General features: G+C 47.2%; 10 protein-coding genes. 2 read left to right on the top strand and 8 right to left on the bottom strand.

The window, feature by feature from the left end; translation table 11 throughout:
- Positions 1-273 precede the first annotated feature (273 nt).
- Both NSQ66_RS07850 and NSQ66_RS07845 read left to right on the top strand, forming a co-directional pair.
- The gene (locus NSQ66_RS07850) at positions 274-5,091 is read left to right on the top strand and encodes a LamG-like jellyroll fold domain-containing protein (RefSeq protein ID WP_076141361.1); all 4,818 of its coding nucleotides are present in this window, start codon (positions 274-276) and stop codon (positions 5,089-5,091) included.
- Positions 5,092-5,285: 194 nt separating this feature from the next.
- A complete protein-coding gene (locus NSQ66_RS07845; RefSeq protein WP_076100540.1) occupies positions 5,286-6,200 on the top strand; it encodes an ArsR family transcriptional regulator in 915 nt (304 codons plus the stop codon).
- A 49-nt stretch (positions 6,201-6,249) separates the two neighbouring features.
- Here NSQ66_RS07845 and NSQ66_RS07840 read toward each other — a convergent pair whose 3' ends face one another.
- The 8 genes from NSQ66_RS07840 to NSQ66_RS07805 form a co-directional block, all read right to left on the bottom strand.
- The gene (locus tag NSQ66_RS07840; RefSeq protein WP_076100542.1) at positions 6,250-6,531 is read right to left on the bottom strand and encodes a DUF6171 family protein; all 282 of its coding nucleotides are present in this window, start codon (positions 6,529-6,531) and stop codon (positions 6,250-6,252) included.
- A 12-nt stretch (positions 6,532-6,543) separates the two neighbouring features.
- Complete coding sequence (locus NSQ66_RS07835; RefSeq protein WP_036675647.1) at positions 6,544-8,040, bottom strand: alpha-N-arabinofuranosidase; 1,497 nt, start codon at positions 8,038-8,040, stop codon at positions 6,544-6,546.
- 108 nt (positions 8,041-8,148) lie between these two features.
- Positions 8,149-8,844, bottom strand: a complete 696-nt coding sequence (locus NSQ66_RS07830) for a DUF421 domain-containing protein (RefSeq protein WP_339279647.1) — start codon at positions 8,842-8,844, stop codon at positions 8,149-8,151.
- 174 nt (positions 8,845-9,018) lie between these two features.
- Complete coding sequence (locus tag NSQ66_RS07825; protein WP_179086891.1) at positions 9,019-16,872, bottom strand: polysaccharide lyase family 8 super-sandwich domain-containing protein; 7,854 nt, start codon at positions 16,870-16,872, stop codon at positions 9,019-9,021.
- A gap of 155 nt (positions 16,873-17,027) precedes the next feature.
- The gene (locus NSQ66_RS07820) at positions 17,028-18,860 is read right to left on the bottom strand and encodes a beta-galactosidase family protein (protein WP_038569492.1); all 1,833 of its coding nucleotides are present in this window, start codon (positions 18,858-18,860) and stop codon (positions 17,028-17,030) included.
- Positions 18,861-18,885: 25 nt separating this feature from the next.
- On the bottom strand, positions 18,886-20,160 hold the full coding sequence (locus NSQ66_RS07815) for an alpha-L-fucosidase (protein WP_244886442.1): 1,275 nt from the start codon (positions 20,158-20,160) through the stop codon (positions 18,886-18,888).
- Between the two features lie 115 nt (positions 20,161-20,275).
- Positions 20,276-21,673 (bottom strand): extracellular solute-binding protein, encoded by a 1,398-nt coding sequence (locus NSQ66_RS07810; protein WP_076100552.1) that lies wholly within the window; start codon positions 21,671-21,673, stop codon positions 20,276-20,278.
- A 141-nt stretch (positions 21,674-21,814) separates the two neighbouring features.
- A complete protein-coding gene (locus NSQ66_RS07805; RefSeq protein ID WP_036675652.1) occupies positions 21,815-22,651 on the bottom strand; it encodes a carbohydrate ABC transporter permease in 837 nt (278 codons plus the stop codon).

The following is a 22,651-nucleotide window of genomic DNA, read 5'->3' as shown; positions in this document are numbered from 1 at the left end:
TGAATTTATAATTTATAAAAATATAAAAAGATTCACGGATTTATAAATTTCTATTTGACTATTTGCTGATATCATGCTTAAAATGAGAGCATTATAAAACGTTTTCCTTGTTATGGTTTAGTAATACATAAATTAAAACCATTTTCATATACGAAAGCGTTTTTTTAGTAGCTATTTATGTAAGCGTTTTACATTTTTTTCAGTTAAGAAGGGAGGAATTGGAAAAATACGCGTGTACAAGCTCTACATCACTAGAATCGGAGGATCATACATTTGAGAAAAACTACTGGTAAACTAACCGCTTCCCTGCTTGCACTCACTCTATTAGTGCCTGCTCCATTAATTTCTGCAGCTTCTGCAAGCGATTCCAAATCAGTCGCATTATCCACTCAGCAACAAATCGCCGATTATTCCGGCCACTGGGCACAGAAGGATTTTCAATCTTGGGTAGATAAGGGCTTGATTCTGGGTTACGGAAACGGAATATATAAGCCAAATCAAGAAATCAACCGTGCAGAGTGGGTTACTCTGGTTAATCGGGTCTTTAATTTGCAGGAAAAAGCCGAAATTGGCTTCACGGATGTTTCCACGATAGGTACTTACTACAGCGATATCCAAAAAGCAACCGCTGCAGGATATGTGACAGGATACAGCGATGGCACCTTCCGACCCGCACAGCAAGTAAGTCGTCAAGAAGCTGCAGTAATGTTATACAGACTGTTCCAACTCAACTCATCTGTTGGCACTTCTGCACCAAAAGATGCTGCTGATTTGCCAGAATGGAGCCAAGAAGCAGTATTGTCTTTACTTGGTGAAGGTTATCTGCAAGGCTACACTGACGGCAGCTTTAAAGGAACTCAGGCTGTAACAAGAGCGGAAGCACTGCGCATGATTGAGAAGCTGGGCGGAGAAATCACACCTAAGAGCGGAAGCTATTCGGGGATTAACACTCGGAATATGGTTATCAGCAGCCCAGGCGTAGAGTTGAAAAACTCCACAATCTCAGGGAATCTCTACCTTACCGAAGGTATTGCTGAGGGCGATATCACACTGAATAATGTCACTGTTAAGGGAAAAGTATTCGTTGCCGGTGGCGGTGAGAACAGTGTCGTACTAAGCGACTCCAATGCTGCTGAAATGGTAGTAGATAAGCATAACGGCAAGCTGCGCGTCGTTACTAGAGGCACAAGTGCTGTACCAAACGTACGCGTACATTCCGGTGCAATACTAGAGGAAGATGCATTAACGGGGGCAGGTTTCAGCCGGGTTATTGTTGAGAATACGCTGCCTAAGGATTCCATCCTCAAGCTGAGAGGAAGCTTTGATTCCGTTGAGCTTCAAGCGTTGGGAGAGCCTACACTCCATCTGACAGCAGGCAGTATTGCTGAAGTTACACTGAAGCAAAAAGCCAAGCTGCGTGTAGAGGCAGGTACGGAAATCAAGAATCTAATCCTTGGTTTCAACGATATCCTAACCATCCAAGGCACGGGTAAGGTTATCTTTGATAGCAAGTACAGTCAGCTAATCCATTTTGAAACACCAACTCCAACGGCTACGGCAACCACTGGTACTGGTGGATCTAACAGCGGTTCTGTTGCTACATCAGCTCCGGAAGTTACAGCTACTCCGGCTCCAACTGCTACACCAGATCCAACGGCTACACCAAATCCAACAGCTACACCAAATCCAACAGCTACACCAAATCCGACGGCTACACCAAATCCGACGGCTACACCTAGTCCGGGAGCAACTGCACCAGCACTCACCAATGTCTCGGTGCATGATCCATCGGTGGTTGTGGATAATGGAACTTATTATGTATTTGGCTCCCATATCGATGCGGCCAAATCAGATGATCTGATGAACTGGACACAGTTCACTAATGGTTATACAACACCGGGCAACGTGATTTTTGGTGATCTGTCCAAGAATCTGGCAGAATCCTTTAAATGGGCTGGCGAGAACGATTCGGACAGTAAAGGCGGATTCTCCATCTGGGCACCGGACGTATTCTGGAATAACGATTATAAGAACGCTGATGGAACAACTGGCGCTTATATGATGTATTACAGCGCTTCTTCTACTTATATCCGTTCGGCGATTGGCTACGCCACTTCGCAAAATATCGAAGGGCCTTATACTTATGAAAATACCGTAATTTATTCCGGTTTCACCAAGGAAGAGGCTTATGACAGTGACAGTAAAGTAAATAAGAAATGGGACAATACAAATATCAAGGACCTTATCGACAATGGAACGTTGGAAGGTGTCAATCCAGATTGGTTTAATGCAGGTGGTTTGTATCAAAACAAAACCTATACAAATGCAATTGACCCAACTATTTTCTACGACAAAGACAACAAGCTTTGGATGACTTATGGTTCATGGTCAGGTGGTATATTCATTCTGGAGATTGATCCAGCTACCGGAGAACCTAAATATCCAGGCAAAGATGGAAAGACCGCTGATGGACGTCTTATCGACCGCTATTTCGGAACCCATATTTCTGGCGGAATGACCAAATCGGGTGAAGGTCCGTATATCGTTTACGACAAGGAGACTGGTTACTACTTCTTGTATGTAACTTACGGTGGACTTGACTCCAAAGGCGGTTACAGCATGCGGCAGTTCCGTTCAACAAATCCGGACGGCCCTTATACGGATGCAGCAGGACAGAATGCTGTTCTAACTACCGATGGTGACAACACACCATATGGTAATAAGCTATTAGGAAACTTCATGTTTACAAATCAAAATGCAGACCCGAATTTCCAAACGTATGGTTATGTGTCCTCAGGACATAACTCGGTACAATATGATGATGAAACGGGTAAAATATTTAACTTCTTCCACACTCGTTTCCCACTCCGTGGTGAAACACATGAACTTCGTGTGCATCAAATGTTCACTAACGAAGATGGCTGGCCAGTAACTGCCGTACATCGTTACACGGGTGAAACTATTGGGGCTGTAGCACGGGATAATGTTGTCGGCTCTTATCAGTTCGTTAACCACGGCAAAGATGTTTCAGGCATCATCAAGCCTACAGTAGATATCGAGCTGAAAAGTGACGGAACGATCGCTGGATCGTTAACCGGAACTTGGGAATTGAAGGATGAGTACTTCGCTCATTTGCTTATTAACGAAACGGAAAATGGAAACACCGTACAACATCTCTACAAAGGTGTATTTGTGAAGCAATGGGATTCCTCACGCCAACAGCATGTTATGACGTTCACCGCAATGTCAGATCAAGGAATCACTATCTGGGGCAGCCAGATGGAATCGATGAGCGTTGAGCAGATTTTGAACAATATTGCTGCAGGCTTGAGTATTGGTGACACAAGAAAAATATACGATGACATCACCCTCCCTACGGAAGGCTTGCGCGGAGCAGAAATTTCATGGTCCTCTTCCAATGAGGCCGTAATTGGTAACAATGGTAAGGTTACTCGTCCTGAACTTGGACTTGGAAACGCTACAGTTGAACTGACTGCTACAATTAAGCTAGGCGAAGTCGCAGTAACTAAAACCTTCACCGCCGTTGTTATGGAAAAAAAGAGCACGCAACTGGAAGACGGCTTAGTAGCTGCCTTTGACTTTGATGGCGACCTTGCAGAAAATGGTGATCGTACAGCTGACGGCATAGTCACCGGAAATCTGATCAACAACACTGAGGATGGAGACATCACTTTTGAGGCTGGTAAAGACGGTCAGGCAGCCAAGTTTGATGGCAAATCCGGTGTTCGTCTACCTGACGGATTAATTCAAAGTAGCGCATACTCGGTAGGGATGTGGCTGAATCCATCCGAATTAAAAGCTTTTACTCCTGTATTCTTCGGTGCTAAAACCGAAACGAACTGGTTCAGTCTCCTGCCTTATGGAAACGGTGGAGCAACCACTAGACTCTGGTTCGGTAGCGAGACTTGGCTGGATGCTGATACAGGCTTACAAATTCCAGTTAACCAGTGGACGCATGTAGCCTTCACTTACAATGCTGGAACAGTCAATATGTATGTAAATGGTGTATTGAAATCCTCCGGAAAAGGATTCACAGATATTTTTGATACAGAAGACGGCGTATTTGCTCTTGGTGTGAACTATTGGGATGCACCCTACAAAGGTTTGGTTGATAAATTCCGCGTGTATGATAGAGCATTGTCTGCGGAAGCTGTTGGCTGGCTTGTAAACGGTGAGCCTGATACGAACATCAAAGTAAGTAATATTTCATTCAGTGAAGCTGTTAAATCAGTAGCTGTAGGAAATACTTTCACCCCTCAAGTAAGTGTGCTTCCGACCAATGCCGGAAATAAGGCGCTAACTTGGAGCTCTAGCGATTCCAGCGTAGTGGCTGTTGACGCAGCGAGCGGAATAGTAACAGCACTAACTGTCGGTGGCCAAGCTGTAATTACTGCAACAGCGACTGATGGAAGCGAAGTTTCAGCCAGCTACACAGTAAATGTAACTGATGGAAAAGTAGCTCATTATGCTTTTGATGGCGACCTGGATGACTCCTTCCAATTGAACGGAAAAGGCGAAGTTACAGGAGCAAAAGTAGATAGCCCAACAGTAGGCAATATCACATACGGTAACGGTGTCCTCGGTCAAGCTGCAATATTCAACGGTACCTCCGGTATCCGTTTGCCTGATGGATTAATTGACAGCAATACCTACACCGTATCTATGTGGCTAAACCCTGAACAACTTACAGATGCAACAACTACTTTCTTCGGCGCTGCCACTAAAAATAGCTGGATTAGCTTCGTTCCTCAGAACGGTGGCGGTAAAACGTTGTTATGGTCCGGAGAAGCTTGGTATGATGCTATTTCTGCCATGAAGATTCCAGTAAATACATGGACACATGTTGCGTTTACGGTCAGCAATGGAACCGTAAAAGTTTACCTCAACGGAGTAGAGCAGTTCTCTGGTGAGGGCTTCCCGAATGTCTTTAAGAATAAGAATGGTGTTTTCGCTCTAGGCGTCAACTATTGGGATGCACCATTTCAGGGTATGATTGATGAACTGAAGATTTACAGCAGAGCGCTCAAGTCAGATGAAGTACAGGCAGAGTATAGCTCGAACGTAGATTAAGCAAGACTTGATTTGAAAAGAGAGAGCGGAGCCACAGGCTCCGTTCTTTTTTTAAAGTCCCATATTGTAAAAAAAGTATTTAACTAATATAATCATTAACTATACGTCCGAGATAAACGTCGATTTTTATATTGTTATTAATAAATTTCTTAATCATCGGCGATTAGCCCATAAATTTTAATTGGAGGCCATTTATGAAACTTGACCTGTCGGAAGAATCCCTTCCCGTCTATGAAGCTTTAGCCAGCTCAGTACGCCTACACATGTTGCGTTTGCTTGCCGAAAATCCTATGAATGTTAAGGAATTGGCCGCAGCAGTAAATTTAAGCAGCGCCATTATGACTATGCATGTGCGTAAGCTGGAAGCTGCCGGCCTGATCCAGACGCATATGGCACCTGGTCGAAGTGGTCTGCAAAAGATCTGTACTCTAGCTGCTGAAGGAGCAGAAATCACCTTTCCAGGCAGACAAATCAATGAGCGCAAAAGTTATCGTAAGGAAATTCCGGTTGGACATTATTCCGACTTCCTGATCGAGCCCACCTGTGGTCTTGCAACTACTGAGAAAGTGATCGGCAGTTTTGATGATCCCCGATATTTCTGGGATCTTGAGCGTATGAATGCGGGGATTCTTTGGTTCGGCAAAGGATTTATTGAATATAAAATCCCTAATTTCCTACTCTCCAGCCAGCATCCTGAGGAATTGATTATAACCATGGAAATTGCTTCCGAAGCACCTTCCATTAATAATAATTGGCCTTCGGATATCACATTCACTCTGAACGGAGTGAAGCTTGGATTCTGGACAAGTCCTGGTGACTACGGGGATAGCCGTGGTAAATATACACCGGCCTGGTGGCCAGCACTCACGAACCAATACGGCTTGCTCAAGCAGCTGCGCATTACAGCAAAAGGTACATTTATGGATGGTTTGAAGCTCTCAGAAGTTACCCTTGATCAAGTGAATATCCGTGACAAACAGTGGTCTTTCAAGCTTTCCGTAGATGAAGATGCCGAGCATATTGGCGGGATTACTCTTTTTGGCAAAGGTTTTGGAAATTACAATGAAGATCTAATCGTTGAATTGTTCTATACGGATAACCAAGAATAAAGCCGCATTCACCTCCCATTGGAGAGTCGAATGCGGCTCTTATTTTAGCTTAATTCTTTTCGATAAAGGGACCCCACAAGCCCCCCCCGGGCAATGGACAACTACGTTCCTTAAGCTTGGCTACTACGGGGATGATGCAGCCGCAAGCGACGCAAGTTACCCCTTCGTGCAGCTTAGGGCAAGTCCCACAAAGGGCAACCCGTTCAGCATAAACTTCATCTGGAACACAAAACTCTGGCTTAAACATGGAAGAAGACAAGATACGATTAATCTGCGTTGGCGTAACTTTATAATCCTCTCTGCATCCCTTGCATGTTGATGTTGTTGACATGGTAACACCACCTTAAGCCTTCGGCGTAATCTCCAGCACGGTTACTGACATTGGAGGCAGCTCAACATTAAGAAGATCGCCCTCCAGAGTAAAGGCAGTGAAGGCTTGCGGCACTACCGCCTCCGGTTGGCTGAAGGTATTGTGAGCATCAATTTTATCACCGGCAAGTGTTGTGCCTGTCACTTCAACCTTCTTCCCGGAAAGACCACGAAGCTCAAGTGGAACAGCAGCAGAAGCAGCATGGTTCAAGTTGCAAAGGCTGACATGGATGATTCCAGAAGGAGTTACGGATGCCGAAGCAGATACTTCAGGAATCTCACGGCCTTCAAAGCTGTAAGTGCCACTTTCCAGTGCCAAATCCAGCAGCTCCGCATCCTGATGGACTTTAAACATATTGAATACATGATACGTTGGGGTCAGCACCATCTTTTCCCCTTCGGTCAATATAACTGCCTGAAGTACGTTAATCGTCTGCGCAATATTTGCCATCCGTACCCGGTCACTATGTTTATGGAAAATATTCAAGGTCACGCCTGCCACAAGAGCATCCCGAATTGAATTTTGTTGATACAGGAATCCTGGATTCGTTCCCGGCTCTACATCATACCAAGTTCCCCACTCATCTACGATAAGACCTACTCTTTTATCCGGATCATATTTATCCATAATAACGCCATGTCTGGTGATCAGCTCATCCATGCGAAGGGCTTTCTCTAATGTACTAAACCATTCACTCGTTTCAAAGCCTGTAGCTGCACCTTTATTCTCCCATGCTGGACCAGGGATTGTATAATAATGCAGGGTAATCGAGTCCATAAAGCGTGTTGCCTCACGCATCAGAACCTCCATCCAGTGATAATCATCCACGTTAGGACCACAAGCAATCCGGTGAATACGATTGTCCCCGTAATTACGTACATACGTCTGATATTGGCGATAAAGATCTGCATAATATTCTGGACGCATATTCCCGCCGCAGCCCCAGTTCTCATTCCCCACGCCAAAATAAGTCACAGCCCAAGGCTCTTGATGGCCATTCTGCTGGCGAAGCTCGGACATTGGAGATACGCCTCCAAAGGTTAAATACTCCACCCATTCGGACATCTCTTGAACGGTACCACTGCCCACATTACCGTTAATGTAAGGCTCACATTCCAGCATCTCACATAATTCCATGAATTCATGTGTACCAAAATGGTTGTTCTCAACCGTTCCGCCCCAGTGAGTGTTGATCATACGTTTACGACCTTCACGGGCTCCGATACCATCTTTCCAGTGATATTCATCTGCGAAACAGCCGCCTGGCCAGCGAAGTACAGGAATTTTAATTTCCTTAAGCGCTTTCACGACATCATTACGAATGCCGTTGGTATTAGGAATAGTTGAATCTTCTCCAACCCAAATCCCTTCATAAATACAACGGCCTAGATGCTCAGAAAAATGTCCGTAAATATTTCTGTTAATCGTCCCTTTGCGAATGTCAGTATTAAGGATCGCACGTTCTGCCATGGTTAAATACCGCCTCTCAACGTTTATATTTTTATTAACTAATTAATAATTATATAAACATTATAAGACGCTGCTTAGGCATCCGTCAATCTCCAATATGAATAAAAGCTATTCTTTATCAATAGGTTTCTTTATCCCGTCTTCATAATAGTCAAAAATGAGCTGCTGCTGCGTTCCTCTTACCCCGTAAAACACATCAGAAATTTGTTTTCCCTTACGTCTTAACTCGTTCTCCAGCCACTCGTGGGTCAGGCTATTATCCTTAAGATTATCTGCAAGCACTATTCCATCCATAATCAATTCAACGGGAAAGCTCTGAGGAACGGACAACAGCTTTAGATCTTTTCGGGTAACATATTGGTACTCTTGTTTCTTTAATACAGACACCATTCCGTTATCTTCCAGCACAGCGTATTCTACTACCTCTAGATTAAAGATTTCCTTTTCTCTCAATGCCTGATCCAAAGAGTCCAACGAATACCTTACCTTTTTCATATTTTGCTCAAGAATTTTCCCATCCTCAATAAGTACAGTGGGTGAACCTGAAATCCAGCTTCTCATTTTACGACTTTTTAAAGCGATGACAGATAGTATAAAAGATGTAACGGTAACGACTATAAGCGCCAGGATCATGTAGGAAGAATGCAGCTGTTTATTAAACGCCAGGTTCGCGGCTATTGAGCCCAATATAATACCCGTCACGAAATCGTGGAAGGTCAAGTTAGATAACGTTTGTTTTCCCAATATTTTGGCGATCAGCAAAAGCATGATCATAGCAACAAACGCCCTAAGCACAATGTCCATATACACCTGCATCTCTAATGCTCCCTTCCTATTCAATCCTCCATTATTCACAAACCGAGTAGAAATGAAACCTCAACGAAAGCTCTGCCCATCCAAACCTGCCGATTTCTCTAAACGCCAAAAGGGCTCTGGAATGGTTCTACTGAACCTTCCCAAAGCCCTGGCTTCAAATTCTTACTTTTCAGTCTTAATTGCTAAAAGATTGTATAGAACCATTGCACTCTCAGCTCGAGTTGCTGAGCCTCCCGGAGCGAATTGCTGGTCACTTCGACCCTGGATAAGTCCAAGGGCTTGGGCAGCAATGATCGATTCACGGGCCCATGAGGCAGCCGCACGCAAGTCACCGAATTGGATTACAGGCTTTGGTTCCACCTTTTTCCCGCTGACATATTGGTAGGCTCGCATCACCATGACCGCCATCTCTTGGCGGGAAATAGGGGCTTCTGGAGCGAAGAGAGTCTCACTCACCCCATGGACTATCCCCGCCTCTACAGCCTGCGCCACTTCCTCCGCATACCACTCATCCGCAGATACATCCGCAAATGCTGTAGATGATTTCCCTTCAAGTCCCAGCAAGCGGATCAGCATAGCTGTAAATTCTGCACGGGTCACTGACCGGTTCGGCTCGAAATTCCGAAGTCCGACTCCTTGAATCAGATGTTTGGCCGTTAGCTCTTGTACAACCGCCGCCGCCCAATGTCCAGAAGGAACATCGTCATACGATTTGTTGTATTCCAGCACAGCATATGTGCCTAAGTATTCGGTGCGCAAAGCCACCTTGCCCTTCAGCCAGGAACCGCCCGCATACTCTATATTTCCGGAATCCGGAAAATAATAGCCGCCGAGCAAATTCCTTTTGGCCTCAGGGTAGGCGTTAAGCTCTAATGTAACGGGCTCAACAAATTGGTGAAGTATGCTTCTTGTACCGTCACCAGCAACAATATACAGGTTAAAGAGAAGGAACTCTCCTGCCTGGTTTAGCACTGCACCAGATTTCTTCTCTGCGCTAGCTAGTATTCTCTGCGCCGCTTCCCCATTCACCTCAGAAGCCTCCAGAAAGATCTGGCTACCGGCCAATTGCTCCGCAGGAATCAAACCCCGTAATTGTTGAAGCACCGCTGCCGGAAGGGTCACATTAAAGTTAGAAGCCTCTACCCGAAGCGGCTTCTGTTTGAGCATGTCTGCTGCCATCCCCGGCAATACTAGCATTCTCAATTTACCCTCGTAGACAATGGCTGCCGAAAGATCGTTCAACGAAGCTGCGTTTAGTTGCAGCCGCCCCGCCGTTACCTCCGGTACGGAAGGCACTTGTGGTTGCGGACTCGGAACAGTTGAAGTATTGTCTTCCGCTTGTAGAATCTGAAGCGTCAGCTTGCTCTGCCGTCCTCCGTAACTTGCAGTAATCACTGTCATGCCCGGATCAAGTGCTTGCAGCTGCCCCGTTGCCGTTACTGTGGCTACCTTCCTGTTACTGCTCTCGTAGATCACACCCTCTGTTACCGTAAGGTGGCTATCATCACTATATACCGCCGTTGTGACCACCTTACCGCTCTGCCCTATTTCCAAGGATGTCGGACCGCTTAACGAAATAGAGACGAGCTCCGGCAGTTGTTCATACACCTTTAATAAATAGGAAGCGGTCATGTTGTCATATACGGATGAAATAACCGAAACGCCCGGGCCTTTAGCTTCAATATGGCCATCTTTGCCTATACTTGCGACGTTAGGATCGCTGCTCTCATAGACTATACCTTCGGTTACTATATAACGGCTGCCATCGCTGTACACTACCGAAGTAACCGCCGTTCCGGTCTCCCCGACACCCAGGCTTTCCGGGCCGCTAATTGCCGTTGAGACTCTTTCTGTAGGCTCCATGACCGTCACCTGAAGCTGTCGGAACGGCTCTACATTGCCAGCCTTATCCACCGAACGATAATCGATCCCGAAGGTTCCGGGGTTCTCGATATATACGCTCTGAGTAACCGTATTCCATGCACCACCATTGAGCCGGTATTCTGTCCGCTTGACTCCCCAGCCGACAGCTCCCCCATTGGATTGGTCGGTGACATCAAAAGTGATATTGACTTTGCCCTTATATGCGCCCCCTTCTCCTGTTTCTCCAAGTATGGTAGCCTTCGTGACTGGAGGTGTTGTATCTTTCGGCAAAATTTCCAGATACGCGGCATATTTGCCATTCTCATTCTTACGGCTTCTTATGTCTGTGGCGAGATTATAGCCTACCTGCCTAAGAGCCAGACTTATCACCGGATCGGAAGGGAACTCCGTGCCAACCCATGAGGTGATATCGAACTGCCGCCACTGCTCCGGTCCGGAAAAAGTCTGCAGCGCAGCTTGAGTACCGATTTTTGGAGCATTATTGTAATTTAGCGTTGCCTCCGTCCAATCATCATCTTGGACTCCAAATACACCGATATCGGACAAAGTGCCTGCCCCGTCATTTGTCTTTCCGAACACATTCAGCTTCACAGAACCGACTTCGCCGACAAACGGACTCAGATCGAATTTTAGATAAACCCTTCTGTCTGTGTCCCCGCTGCCATTTCTGATTTGCAAGTAATTGACCGAACTATAATTGACTGCAGCTTTCGATCCTCCATTGACATACGCATCTTCAGAAACATACAGCTTCGTTATTGCCGCTTCGTCTGGTTCCGAATCGGAAGGCTCAGAAGGTTCGGCATTCGGATCAATTCTGAACTTGACAACATGGCTTTTTCCTTTGGACCCGCTTGTATGAATTGCGAGTTCAATCCTCGGCGAGGTCTGCAGTACCGTTACGGTTGGATCTTTCATCAGTTCTTCCAGCGCGGTTCTGCCGACATCCACATTCACCACAGATTGAGACTGTGTCGGATCCGAAATGGCTATCGTCAGTTCATCTCCAGACTCCTTGATAATAATGGAGGCTGGATGATTGGCGCGCACGGATTCGATCATTCCCGGTACCCAGAAGTTCATAGCCATAAGTCCCAGCTTCTGTTCCTTGACGGCTTGCACACTATCCGTGTTGGCTATAATTTCGATGTCAGGACTACTGCTATAGCGCGCTGTCGCCGTTTCATCCTGATTCGGCAGAAGCACATACGAATACGATTGATTCACCGGATTCGTTCCCTGAGCAATCGACAGGCTGGCATAATTTCTCGTAATCGGCTCCGTTGATCCCCCTTGATTAATATCCTTCCATGCGCCAGTCCGAGACTCACGCAGACCGTCAATCGTTGGGGCATCAGGGAAATAATAACCGATTCCCGAGCCGGGAACATTGCCTTCCAGATGTGCCCAATGCACCTGATTCATTGACTCAGACCAACCCAGCGCGGATGGCTTGGCCTCTCCGTTGACCGTAAGTACATTGTCTCCGCTCGCCTTGAGCTTACGGTTATCTACGATGGTCTCCACCTTGCGGTTATCTGTGCTTGTAATGCCTGCCCCAAGCGCTACGATTTCATCATCGAACATGAACCAGGACTTTTTACCGGACAATGTGCTGTTATCCGGATCCAGATCCATGCCGGCCGCTCCATAAAGGCCGTCTATGGATGATCCTCCCACCCATGTTTTAGATGTAGTCTTGGCTGCACCGCGACTTGCCCCATCCGATGTAACCCCAGGTAGACGGTAAGCGTTCACGGTCGGCCAGAATGCATCTGCATATTGATCCAGATCCTGATTATACAGATAGGTCATGCCTTCGCCTGTATACCAGCCCTTCAGATTCTCTGTGCCCGCTTCATAGTTGGCAATTCGGGCCGAAGACATGCTGATCCCAAAGGCATATCCAGGCCGATGGTGGACAATCCGGTCCATAGCCGAAAACTGCTTATGCACAGTAAGGTCTCCTGATGGCTGCACCTCTGGATCGTCCATAAGCGTCTGGAGCAGAACAATATCGGCTACTCTTAGACCGTCGTAATAACTTTCTACTACCGTATCGGCTTCGAACCAATACTTCACCATCGATTTAAATCGGGCCGCTTGCTCCGGTGGCGCGGAAGAAGCCAGCCGCAAAATATGCGACCAAGGCACGAGCTGCCGGTTTCCCCGGGCTATCGATCTACCGAACACCATATCCATCATTAATTTTCTGTAGACAAGAGGTTCATAAGAATCCGTTACCCAGTTGTATACATTCTTCATATTGGTATCAGTCAGCGGCCAAGAGGACCCTGTCAGCAAAGTCATCATTTTCATCATATCGCCAAGCAATACAGCCCCATAACTGCCGGTATAAGCAATATTATTATGCTGGATAAAGGAGCCGTCCTCATAAAATCCGTCTCCGCGGGTCACATAGGGTAATACTTGGCTAACTGCATCCCGCCCTTGTTTGATCTTCGCGCTGTCACGATTATAAATGCCCCTCAAGACCACTGCCAGTGCTTTATCCAGCCGATTCGCGCCGGTTTCCATCAACGAGGGTTGATTGGTCCGTTTGGTTGGGTCCGGGCAGAATTTATCAATGGCTTTGGTATATTTGGTAATCTGATCGCCTGACAAATACTCGAACATTAAGGCCATCGTATCTCCCAATGCAAGCGGAATGCCGATCTCCCATTCGAACCAATTGCCTTTCTCCAGTTTGGTTTCGTTATACCAATTCGCGTATAGGAAATCTAAACCGTCCAGAATATCTGATTTCAACTGCATATTCTCGTACAATGGTGAGCCGGATGTCGAAAAGGCAATAGCCATATCCTTCAACCGGTTATAAGAGGCTGCCGTATCAAAAGCATCCGCTGTGCTGCCCGGCTTATCGCTCCATAAATAAGTACGGTTCATTTGCTTGTTCATCGTATCCCAGAATCCAGTTCGCTCCTGATTACTGATCTTATCGGATAAAGTTTTTATAGACTTGGCAATGTCCGGGTTATTCGGGTCGAAGGATTGCCCTCCGGTCAAATACTCCACCCATCTTCCACGAAGCTCGTCATATTCGTCTTTTGGAGTCTCTCCTTCAGTAATATTAAATTTCAATACATGCGTTGCCCCTATAGAATTCTTCACATCCACCGTTATAACTGTATTTCCCGAAGCTTGCACTACTTCCGTCTTGCTGTCTTTGCTGAGCAATGTCAACCCCGGCACATCCAGTTCTAGGGCCAATAGGTTTTGCGATTGTGTAGGATCAGACACCGAAACGATAAGCTCCTGATCGGTCTGCTGAATCATCACGGAAGCTGGATTGCGTGCCTTGATGAAATCCACCGTTCCGGCATTCCAGAAATTAGCGGCGGTTATGCCCAGCTTTTTCTCTCTGACTGCATGCACATCCTTGCTGTTGCTCAACACTTCGATATCCGGGTTGCCACTATAGTCTTCAGTACCGGCAATGTCACGATTAGGCAACAGAACATAGGAGTATGAGCCATTCGTAGGCGTATCTCCATGCTCAACTGCCAGGCTTAAGTAGTTGCGCGTAATGGGAACATCGGATTGAGTGGCATTAATCTCTTTCCAACTGCCGGTTCTGGCTTCACGTTGCGCCAGTATACTTGGAGCTTCAGGGAAATAGTAGCCCACGTCGGAACCTGGCACATTACCCTCCAGATGGGCCCATTGAACGTTCTTTAACGTCGCTGACCATCCGGACTGTGACGGTTCTACAGCTCCGTTGATTAGAAGTTTGTTGTTTCCCACTTCGTTTAGCATCCGGTTATCGATAATCGTCTCAACAGACTGCGGGCCGGCAGTTGATTTGGAAATTCCCGAACCAAGCGCCACAATCTCATCATCGAACATAAACCAGGATTTCTTGCCTTGCAAATCGCTACCGGTCACTTGGGAGAGTGAGAAATCCATACCTGCTGCACCGTATAGGCCTTCCAGCGACGATCCACCCACCCAGTTTTTCGGATTCATGTAACTTTTCCATTCCACAGGCACCATCCCCTGCCCCGATCCATCCGTTGTCGTGCCAGACAAGCGATAGGAATTGACGGTAGGCCAGAAGTCATTGCGGTATTGGGTCAGATCCTGATTGTATAAATAGGTCATCCCAATCCCCGTATACCATCCTTTCAGGTTCTCGTTATTCCCTTTCTCAAACGCCGAGATACGATTCGAGAACAGACTCAAACCGAAGCCGTAACCTTCGCGTAGATGAACCACCCGGTCCATGCCGGCGAATACCTGATTCTTAATGAGAGCTCCTCTTGGATTGATCTTCCCGTCATTCATCAGCTTTTTCACAATCGTTATATCGGCAAGCGACAACCCTTCATAATAATTGCCGGATGTCATATTCGCCGAGATCCATTCTTTCGCCGCTTGCTTAATGGATACTGCAATATTCTCCGGAGCAGTTTCAGCCATCCGCAGCAAGGTGACAATTAACCCTCTTGCGCTGCCGCTTCCTTTTCTAGATATACCTCTGCCATTTACCGAATCCATAAATTGACCGTTGTAGATCACCGGCTCGTAAGTCTGAGCCACCCATTCGTAAATGTTCAGAACATTCGGGTCCGTTATTGGCCATGGAGAATCGGTCAGCAGATAAGACATATCCGCCGTCCCTTTGAGCCAGACCGAACCATATCCTCCCGTATAGGCAATATTATTATGCTGAACGAGGGAACCATCCTTATACACACCGTCACCATGGGTCGTGTACACATACTCGGAGCCAATAGAATCACGGCCCTGAATGATCTTTGCACTGTTGTTGCCAATCACGCCTCTTACCGTGACCACAAGCGCTTTATCTAGTAGATTTGCTCCCGTCATCTTCGTGCCCTTAACGCCAAGCACCGACCCTACTTTGGGGTCTGGACAGAAGGCATCAATAGCCGCAAGATACTGATTGATTTGCTGCGGTGTTAGATGGTCATACATGAGCACCATAAGATCATTCACAATCTGCGGCGTGCCAATCTCCCAGTCCCACCAGTTCCCATAAGCGCTTTTGCTCGGATTATAGCGGTTTGTATACATCCAATTGATTGCGCTTACAATATCATTCACCAAAACGCTGTTGCCGTAAAGCTCCGATCCCTCCACAGAATAGGCCAATGCCATAGTCTTCAAGCGATTGTAAGCGCTTGTAATAAACTGCGAATCTGTAGTGCTCGCGGTATCACTCCACAAGGAGGTGCGGCCGGAGGATTTATCCATACTCTCCCAAAGTGCAGCAGCCGATGCAGCCTGAGCGCTAATACTAGCAGCTATATCAGGATCACTCCCATCGTATTGACCACCACTTAATCGGTCGTACCATTTCAGCCTCAGTTTATTGTAGGCCTGTATCGTGTCGGGAGCTTCGACAGTAACCAGACATTCGGCTGCAAGGCTACCATCCGGTGTGGCGATCTTGATGGTCGAAGAGCCGATCCCCGTACCCATTACATTACCAAGTGCGTCCACAGTCGCAGCTTCTGGATTGCTCGAAGTCCACACTACCGTTTTATCCACCGCCGTTATAGGGGATAAAGTGGGCAGAAGTGCAACCGTGTCCCCTTTGACCATAGAAAAGGCCGTACGGTCTAGCGCAATTCCTGTAAGACCCGCATATTCCTCCAATGCGATATCATCTATCCATAGCTTTCCTTTTCCAGTCTCCAAAAAAGGCTCGATGACTAGCTTCGTCGCGTTAGCCGGCATAGTTAGAAGTACTTGCTGCATACTCCAGTCCTGTGTGCCTGTTATTTTGGGAGAGGAAGGTCCATCTCCCACTTTGGCAGTATTGTAATACTGTGTTCTAAAGTGGGCTCCCTGTCCAGTGACGTTGTCCGTCTTTAGCCAGACTTTAAGTCTGTAGGATTTACCGGGGATAACCGAAGTTACCCCCTGATTGATGGAAATCCTGCTTGTGGCAAAGGCATCGAACAGCATGGACCGGGTTCCTTCATGCGCAGTGCCAGCGTCTATCTTGATATTCGCTGTTTTATTCGTGCCTTTCCCGCTACCTGTAGGGACCCATAAGCTCCAGCCCACCGGAGCAGCGTCTGTAACCCCTGTCCAGGTTGAGTCAAGGGCTGTCGTTGTATTCTCAAAGCTTCCGTTAAGCATAAGATTTGATGCAGCCGCAGATGCCCTGCTATGCGAGGGATAAAGAACTCCCCCACAGGAAGAAAAAAGATCAACAATGAGAACTAATACTAAAAATAGACTTGGTTTACGCATTTGTTCACCCCAATCTTAGAATTGGTTAAAGCTAAAGGCATCTACAAGTTATCATCCTGCACAAAATTCAACACGGCGTCATCGACGGCCGAAGTTCTTCCCAGATCAGGAAGGTTCACAAGCTCAATCTCGCAAGTCTCCGCACGGCCATGCAGCTCCAAAAGAACAAATTCATTGCGCCCCTTGCGCAGCAATGGGCCCGGGATATATAGGGCGCGTTGCGGCCCTGCGTTCCAGTAGCGGCCCAGATTAAAACCATTGATCCAGGCGACCCCTTTATTCCATCCATCGAATCGTAGAAAGGTATCGCCAATCTCCTCCGCCTCGAAGCTGCCCCGGTAGAATCCGGGCAGACCCGAAAGGGTCGCAGCTTGCTGCTTCTCCACCGGGTGCTTCTTGTACGCTAGTGAATCCAGCTGTTCCTGTTCCAACGGCAAAGTACGAATCGTCCAGTTATATTGCAGCTGGTTATCAATCCGAACCCCGTCCAGAATCCCTTTCGGATCGCGAATGAGCGGCCCGTAATTGATTCGTCCCATGTTCTCGACGAGGATATCCAGCTGCGCTCCCCCAGCGGGGATGGAAAGTTCCAGTGGCAGCGGATTCCAGCGCTCAATCACCCCAAGCACCTGTCCATCCAGGAAGACCTGCGCCCGATCGCGCACGCCCTCGATGTAGAGTTTCTGTCTAGAGCGCGGCCCTTTCACATAAGTGCTGTACAATATAAAACCATAGGATTGTCCGAGCTTCTCCATCGGCTGTACACACACGCTGTTCACCGTCTCTGATAACTTCTCCAGATTGGAAGCCGTGAATAGTTCCGCTCTTTCCGTCAAAGCGACTTTCCCGTAAGAAATCTTCGGAATCGGCTCAGGGAGTGGACAAGTCGGGGCAAATCCATGGTTGCTGAGTACCGACCGGACAGCTTCAAATTTCGCCGTCGTATCTCCCCATTCCGTGAGCGGGGCATCATAGTCATAACTTGTAGTCGTTGGCTCGTAGGTGACGATATGATTCGCACCATTATAGAAACCAAAATTGGTTCCACCATGGAACATGTACATATTAAATGAGGAGCCCTGTGTCAGAATCTCATCCAGAACACCTGCTACATCCCCGGCATCGCGTACATGATGATCCTCCATCCAGTGATCAAACCAGCCGTTCCAGTATTCCATCACCATAAGCGGCTCTTCAGAGCGGTATTCCCGATATTTGCGGAAGGATTCCTCTGTACTGGAGCCGAAATTGACTGTCGCATGCACATCCTCCAGTGTTCCGCCGAGCAACATCTCATCGGTTGGCCCGTCGGAAGTAAATAGCAGCACATCGATCCCTCTGCTGACCAGTCCATCACGCATATAGCCCAGGTAGCCACTGTCATTACCATAGCTGCCATATTCATTTTCTACCTGAACGGCCAGAATTGGTCCGCCATGTGTGGAGAGCAGCGGAACCAGCAGAGGAATTAGCTCATCGTAATAACGGTCTACCTTGCTTAAATAAAGAGGGTCACAGCAGCGAAGCTGGAGTTCCCCGTAAGCTAGCAACCAGCCCGGCAGGCCTCCGAACTCCCACTCCGCACAGATGAATGGACTCGGTCTGACAATAACATGAAGCCCAAGTTCACCAGCCAGTTCGATAAAAGATACCACATCGGCCATGCCATCAAATACGAACTCCCCTTCTTTAGGTTCATGTATATTCCAGGCGATGTAGGTCTCCACGGTATTGAATCCGCAGGCTTTCAATTTCAGCAGCCGGTCTTTCCAATATTCAGGCACAACCCGAAAATAATGAATGGCTCCCGATACGATACGATAAGGCTGTCCGTCCAGCAAATAGTGTCCGTCGTTCCAGGTGAGCAGGCTCATTATCGACAACCTCCTTTATTAATATTTATTCTAACGATTCCCCGCAGTGGTAGACGGCAAGCCGTCTGATCTTGGGGCTTGCGGCAGCTTCTGACACCCGTAAGCGGATTTTCTCTGCGACAACCGGAGGGAAGGCGTCGATTTTCTTATGGCCAATCGAACTGCCACGCTTCAACTCCAGCCACGCTCCGTTGCTGTACGCTTCCAGCATATATCCTTCTACTCTTTCGCCGTAAGCGATATCCTCCATAATCTCGGCATGATCAATCACAGTAGCTGCTGGCAATTCCAGTTCAACAATATCTCCAGTACCTGCTGTTACCGCCAGAGCCTTGTCAAATCTGCGTCTTATCTCCTTGCCGAATTCCAGCAGCCGCTGCACATCAGCCTCCGGAAACAGCCCGCGGTTGTCAGGGGCTACATTGAGCAGCAAAGTTGCCCCATGTCCAACCGAACGATAATAAATATCCATTAGCTGCTCCAGAGACAGCAGCAGATGCTCCTCCTCAGGATGCCAGAACCAGCGGTCTTTACGGATGGGCACATCGCATTCCGCAGGCACCCAGCTCGGCGTTCCGGGAAGCCAGTTCAATGAAGCTTCACTGAACATGCTACCCCGCGCAGAATTTGCAGTGTTCCAGCATGGATAAGGAGCAACGCCATCCTCATTGCCAACCCAGCGGATCGTTGGTGCCCCCATATTAAACACCATGGCGCCTGGCTGGTGGCGCTTGATCAGATCCATAATCCGCTGCCAATCGTAATTGCGGCCCTCCGACCCTGCGCCGTCGAACCAAATTTCCGTAAGCGGACCATAGCCCGTAAGCAACTCTTGTAATTGTATGGCATAGAAATCATCGTACGCTTGCGGATCTGCATAACAGGGCTCATGTCTGTCCCACGGAGACAAATAAATGCCGAAGCCAACTCCAAGTTCACGGCAAGCCTCCGCGCATTCCTTGACGACATCGCCGCGACCTTCTTTCCATGGGCTAGAAGCCACAGAATAAGTACTTGTCGCAGTCGGCCACAAGCAGAAGCCATCATGATGTTTAGCTGTCAGTATAAAATAACGGAATCCAGCTTCTTTGGCTGTACTAACCCATTGGTGGGCATCCAAATGAAGCGGATTGAAGACCGCAGGTGAATCATTGCCTTCTCCCCACTCCTGATCGCAAAACGTATTGATGCCAAAATGGCAAAACATCCCCAGCTCCAGGTCCTGCCACTCCAGCTGTTCCCTAGAAGGCAGCGCCAGTTGCTCTTCCGGCTTGTTCTGTGAAAATCTGCTTTCCATCATTTCTACACTCTCCCATATGTTTGTGTAGGCCCAATATATAAATAAGGCTTTGGAAAGCCAGTTGATGACCTTCCAAAGCCCCGTCCACAACTTGTGATACTTGCTTATTCCCTATTTATTTGATAACACCTTTTTCGTTGATGATTTTTGTCGCTTCATCAACCATCCATTGCTGCACCTTATCAATCGATTCATTTCCAAGCATAAATCTGCTGAAGCCGTCATCGATTATTTTGGTCAATTCGGATGTTGCCGTCGTCATCACCTGCGCACCATCAAGGAACTGAATTGCACTGTCAAAGAGTGTATATTTGAGTGAATCCATATCATACATATCCTCTTTGCCAGCTACCAGTTTGGTCAGCAAGGCTTCATTATCCGCTTTTTTATAACCGGAGAATTCCAGTCTGTTATCACTAACAGCCGTTGACATAAATCTCATCAGTTGGAAAGACGCCTCTTTGTTCTTCGAAGTAGCGCCCATCGCCAGCATATTGCCGCTGGTGAAGTATTTGCCCTCGTATTCTTTTGGTTCCGATCCTGCCGGAGGCACCGGTACCGGAGCAAAAGCTGTCTTGAAATCATGCGGATACTGCTCAGTATTGCCCGGATCAGCAATCGTCCAGTTACCAGCCAGAATCATAGCGGCTTCTTCATTAAAGAATTCCGTGCGGTAATTGAGCTTAGCCGCTAAAGCGTCTGCATAAGTTTTCGCAGATTTATCAGCAGACTCCATATCTTTGCGCAGCTGGAAGAAGTATTTATAGGTTGGATCCGCGAAAATGGTCGTCCCGTCATCATACACGAATGGATCTTTCATCATCGTTTGGGCCGGAGCGTTCATATACAACTCCCAGGTGTGGAAGTATGTGCCGTAACGTTTGTCTACGCCTTCACCTTTGGTCAGTTTTTTAGCATAATCGCGGTAGTCATCCCATGTCCAGCCAAAAGTAGGTACAGGCAGCCCAGCTTCATCCAGTGCATCTTTATTCAGCATTACATAGTTGCTGCTCTTGGTATATTGCATCCCATAATAGTTGTTGTCTACCTTAGCATTCACATAATATTCATCCTCAGGAACGAGGTTATCCTTCTCATAGAATTCATTCAGCGGGGCAAGTGCTCCCCGGGTCGCCCGTTCAAGTACGCCTCCAAGGCTTGGTACCTGAACAACGTCAATCGCTTCGCCGGATGAAATCAGGAAGTCGAGTTTCTTCAGCATCTCCACAGAATCACCGGGAACGAGTGTCACATGCTCTACCTTGATATTTGGGTTCTGATCCATAAATTCCTGCAGCATGGCATCCGTGCCTGCTGATTGGGCTTCATTGTCCCAGTTGTAATATTTGATGGCGACTTGCTTGTCCACCTTGGTGTTCCCGGCATTCGTACTGGCTTCAGCACCGCCATTCTTCTCTGAATTTCCGGAATTTCCACAGGCGCTTAACGTTAAGGAAACCGCCAGCATGGAGCCTAGTACAACGGATAATCTTTTTTTGCCCTTTGTTTTCATTTTACTTCCCCCCGCACTGAAATTTAAGTATAGTGCCTTGTTCATTTCTTATTATAGGCACCCGCTGTACAAGCCAAGTGCACAATTTTGCTGTAGTAGGATCACATTTTTGACTTTTACCCTCTTTTGCATACCCGCAAGTCAGCCCTTTACGCCTCCCAAGGAGATTCCGTTAATGACTTGCTTTTGCAGGGCAATGAACACGATGACCAATGGGATGATCGCCGAAACGGCTGCCGTCATCATAATCGCATAGTTGTTCGAATAATCGTCCCGGAACAGTGTCATACCGAGTGGGATAGTGTACAGATTCTTGTTTAGCAAGAAGATCAGCGGATTCTGGTAGTCATTCCAAGTCCAGATAAATTTGATGATCGCCACGGTAGCGAGCACCGGCTTGCAGAGCGGAACAATGATAGACCAGAATATCCGCAAATGGCCTGCACCATCAATTCGCGCCGCTTCAATATATTCGTCGCTGATACCAATCATAAATTGCCGCAACAAGAACGTGAAGTAGATGGAGAACATACTCATTAGTACGATAGCAGCATGAGTATCATAGAGGCCGAACCAACGAATCAGCAGAAAACGCGGAATCAGCGTGGCCTGGTCAGGAATTATCATGAACGACAGCAGCGCCAGAAAGACCATATTCCGTCCTTTAAACTTGATTTTGGTCAAAGCGTACGCCGACATAGATGAAATGATCAGTGTGATGCAGGTTGTAATAATCGCAACTTTAAAGGAGTTTAAATAGAAATGGGAGAAAGGTACCCGTCCCATCCAAACCATCTTGAAATTATACGCTACATTGATCTTCTCGGGAATCCATTGGATCGGGAAGCGCATTACATCTTTTTCATACTTGAAGGCTGCGGAAATCATCCAGATCAGCGGAATAAGAAACACAATGGACAAAGCCCCCATGATGCAGGTAGTGATCACTCTGGACATATTTTTTCTAATCAGTTGCAT

This window comes from Paenibacillus sp. FSL H3-0329 (genome assembly GCF_037963285.1).
GTDB classification, from domain to species: Bacteria; Bacillota; Bacilli; order Paenibacillales; family Paenibacillaceae; genus Paenibacillus_AQ; species Paenibacillus_AQ odorifer.
This window is presented reverse-complemented; position numbering and strand designations above follow the sequence as displayed.

Excerpts from the sequence above, each read along its gene's own strand:
- NSQ66_RS07845 (WP_076100540.1), top strand. The coding sequence starts at position 5,286 with ATGAAACTTGACCTGTCGGAAGAATCCCTTCCCGTCTATGAAGCTTTA.
- NSQ66_RS07840 (WP_076100542.1), bottom strand. The coding sequence starts at position 6,531 with ATGTCAACAACATCAACATGCAAGGGATGCAGAGAGGATTATAAAGTT.
- NSQ66_RS07835 (WP_036675647.1), bottom strand. The coding sequence starts at position 8,040 with ATGGCAGAACGTGCGATCCTTAATACTGACATTCGCAAAGGGACGATT.
- NSQ66_RS07830 (WP_339279647.1), bottom strand. The coding sequence starts at position 8,844 with ATGGACATTGTGCTTAGGGCGTTTGTTGCTATGATCATGCTTTTGCTG.
- NSQ66_RS07825 (WP_179086891.1), bottom strand. The coding sequence starts at position 16,872 with ATGCTTAACGGAAGCTTTGAGAATACAACGACAGCCCTTGACTCAACC.
- NSQ66_RS07820 (WP_038569492.1), bottom strand. The coding sequence starts at position 18,860 with ATGAGCCTGCTCACCTGGAACGACGGACACTATTTGCTGGACGGACAG.
- NSQ66_RS07815 (WP_244886442.1), bottom strand. The coding sequence starts at position 20,160 with ATGATGGAAAGCAGATTTTCACAGAACAAGCCGGAAGAGCAACTGGCG.
- NSQ66_RS07810 (WP_076100552.1), bottom strand. The coding sequence starts at position 21,673 with ATGAAAACAAAGGGCAAAAAAAGATTATCCGTTGTACTAGGCTCCATG.
- NSQ66_RS07805 (WP_036675652.1), bottom strand. The coding sequence starts at position 22,651 with ATGCAACTGATTAGAAAAAATATGTCCAGAGTGATCACTACCTGCATC.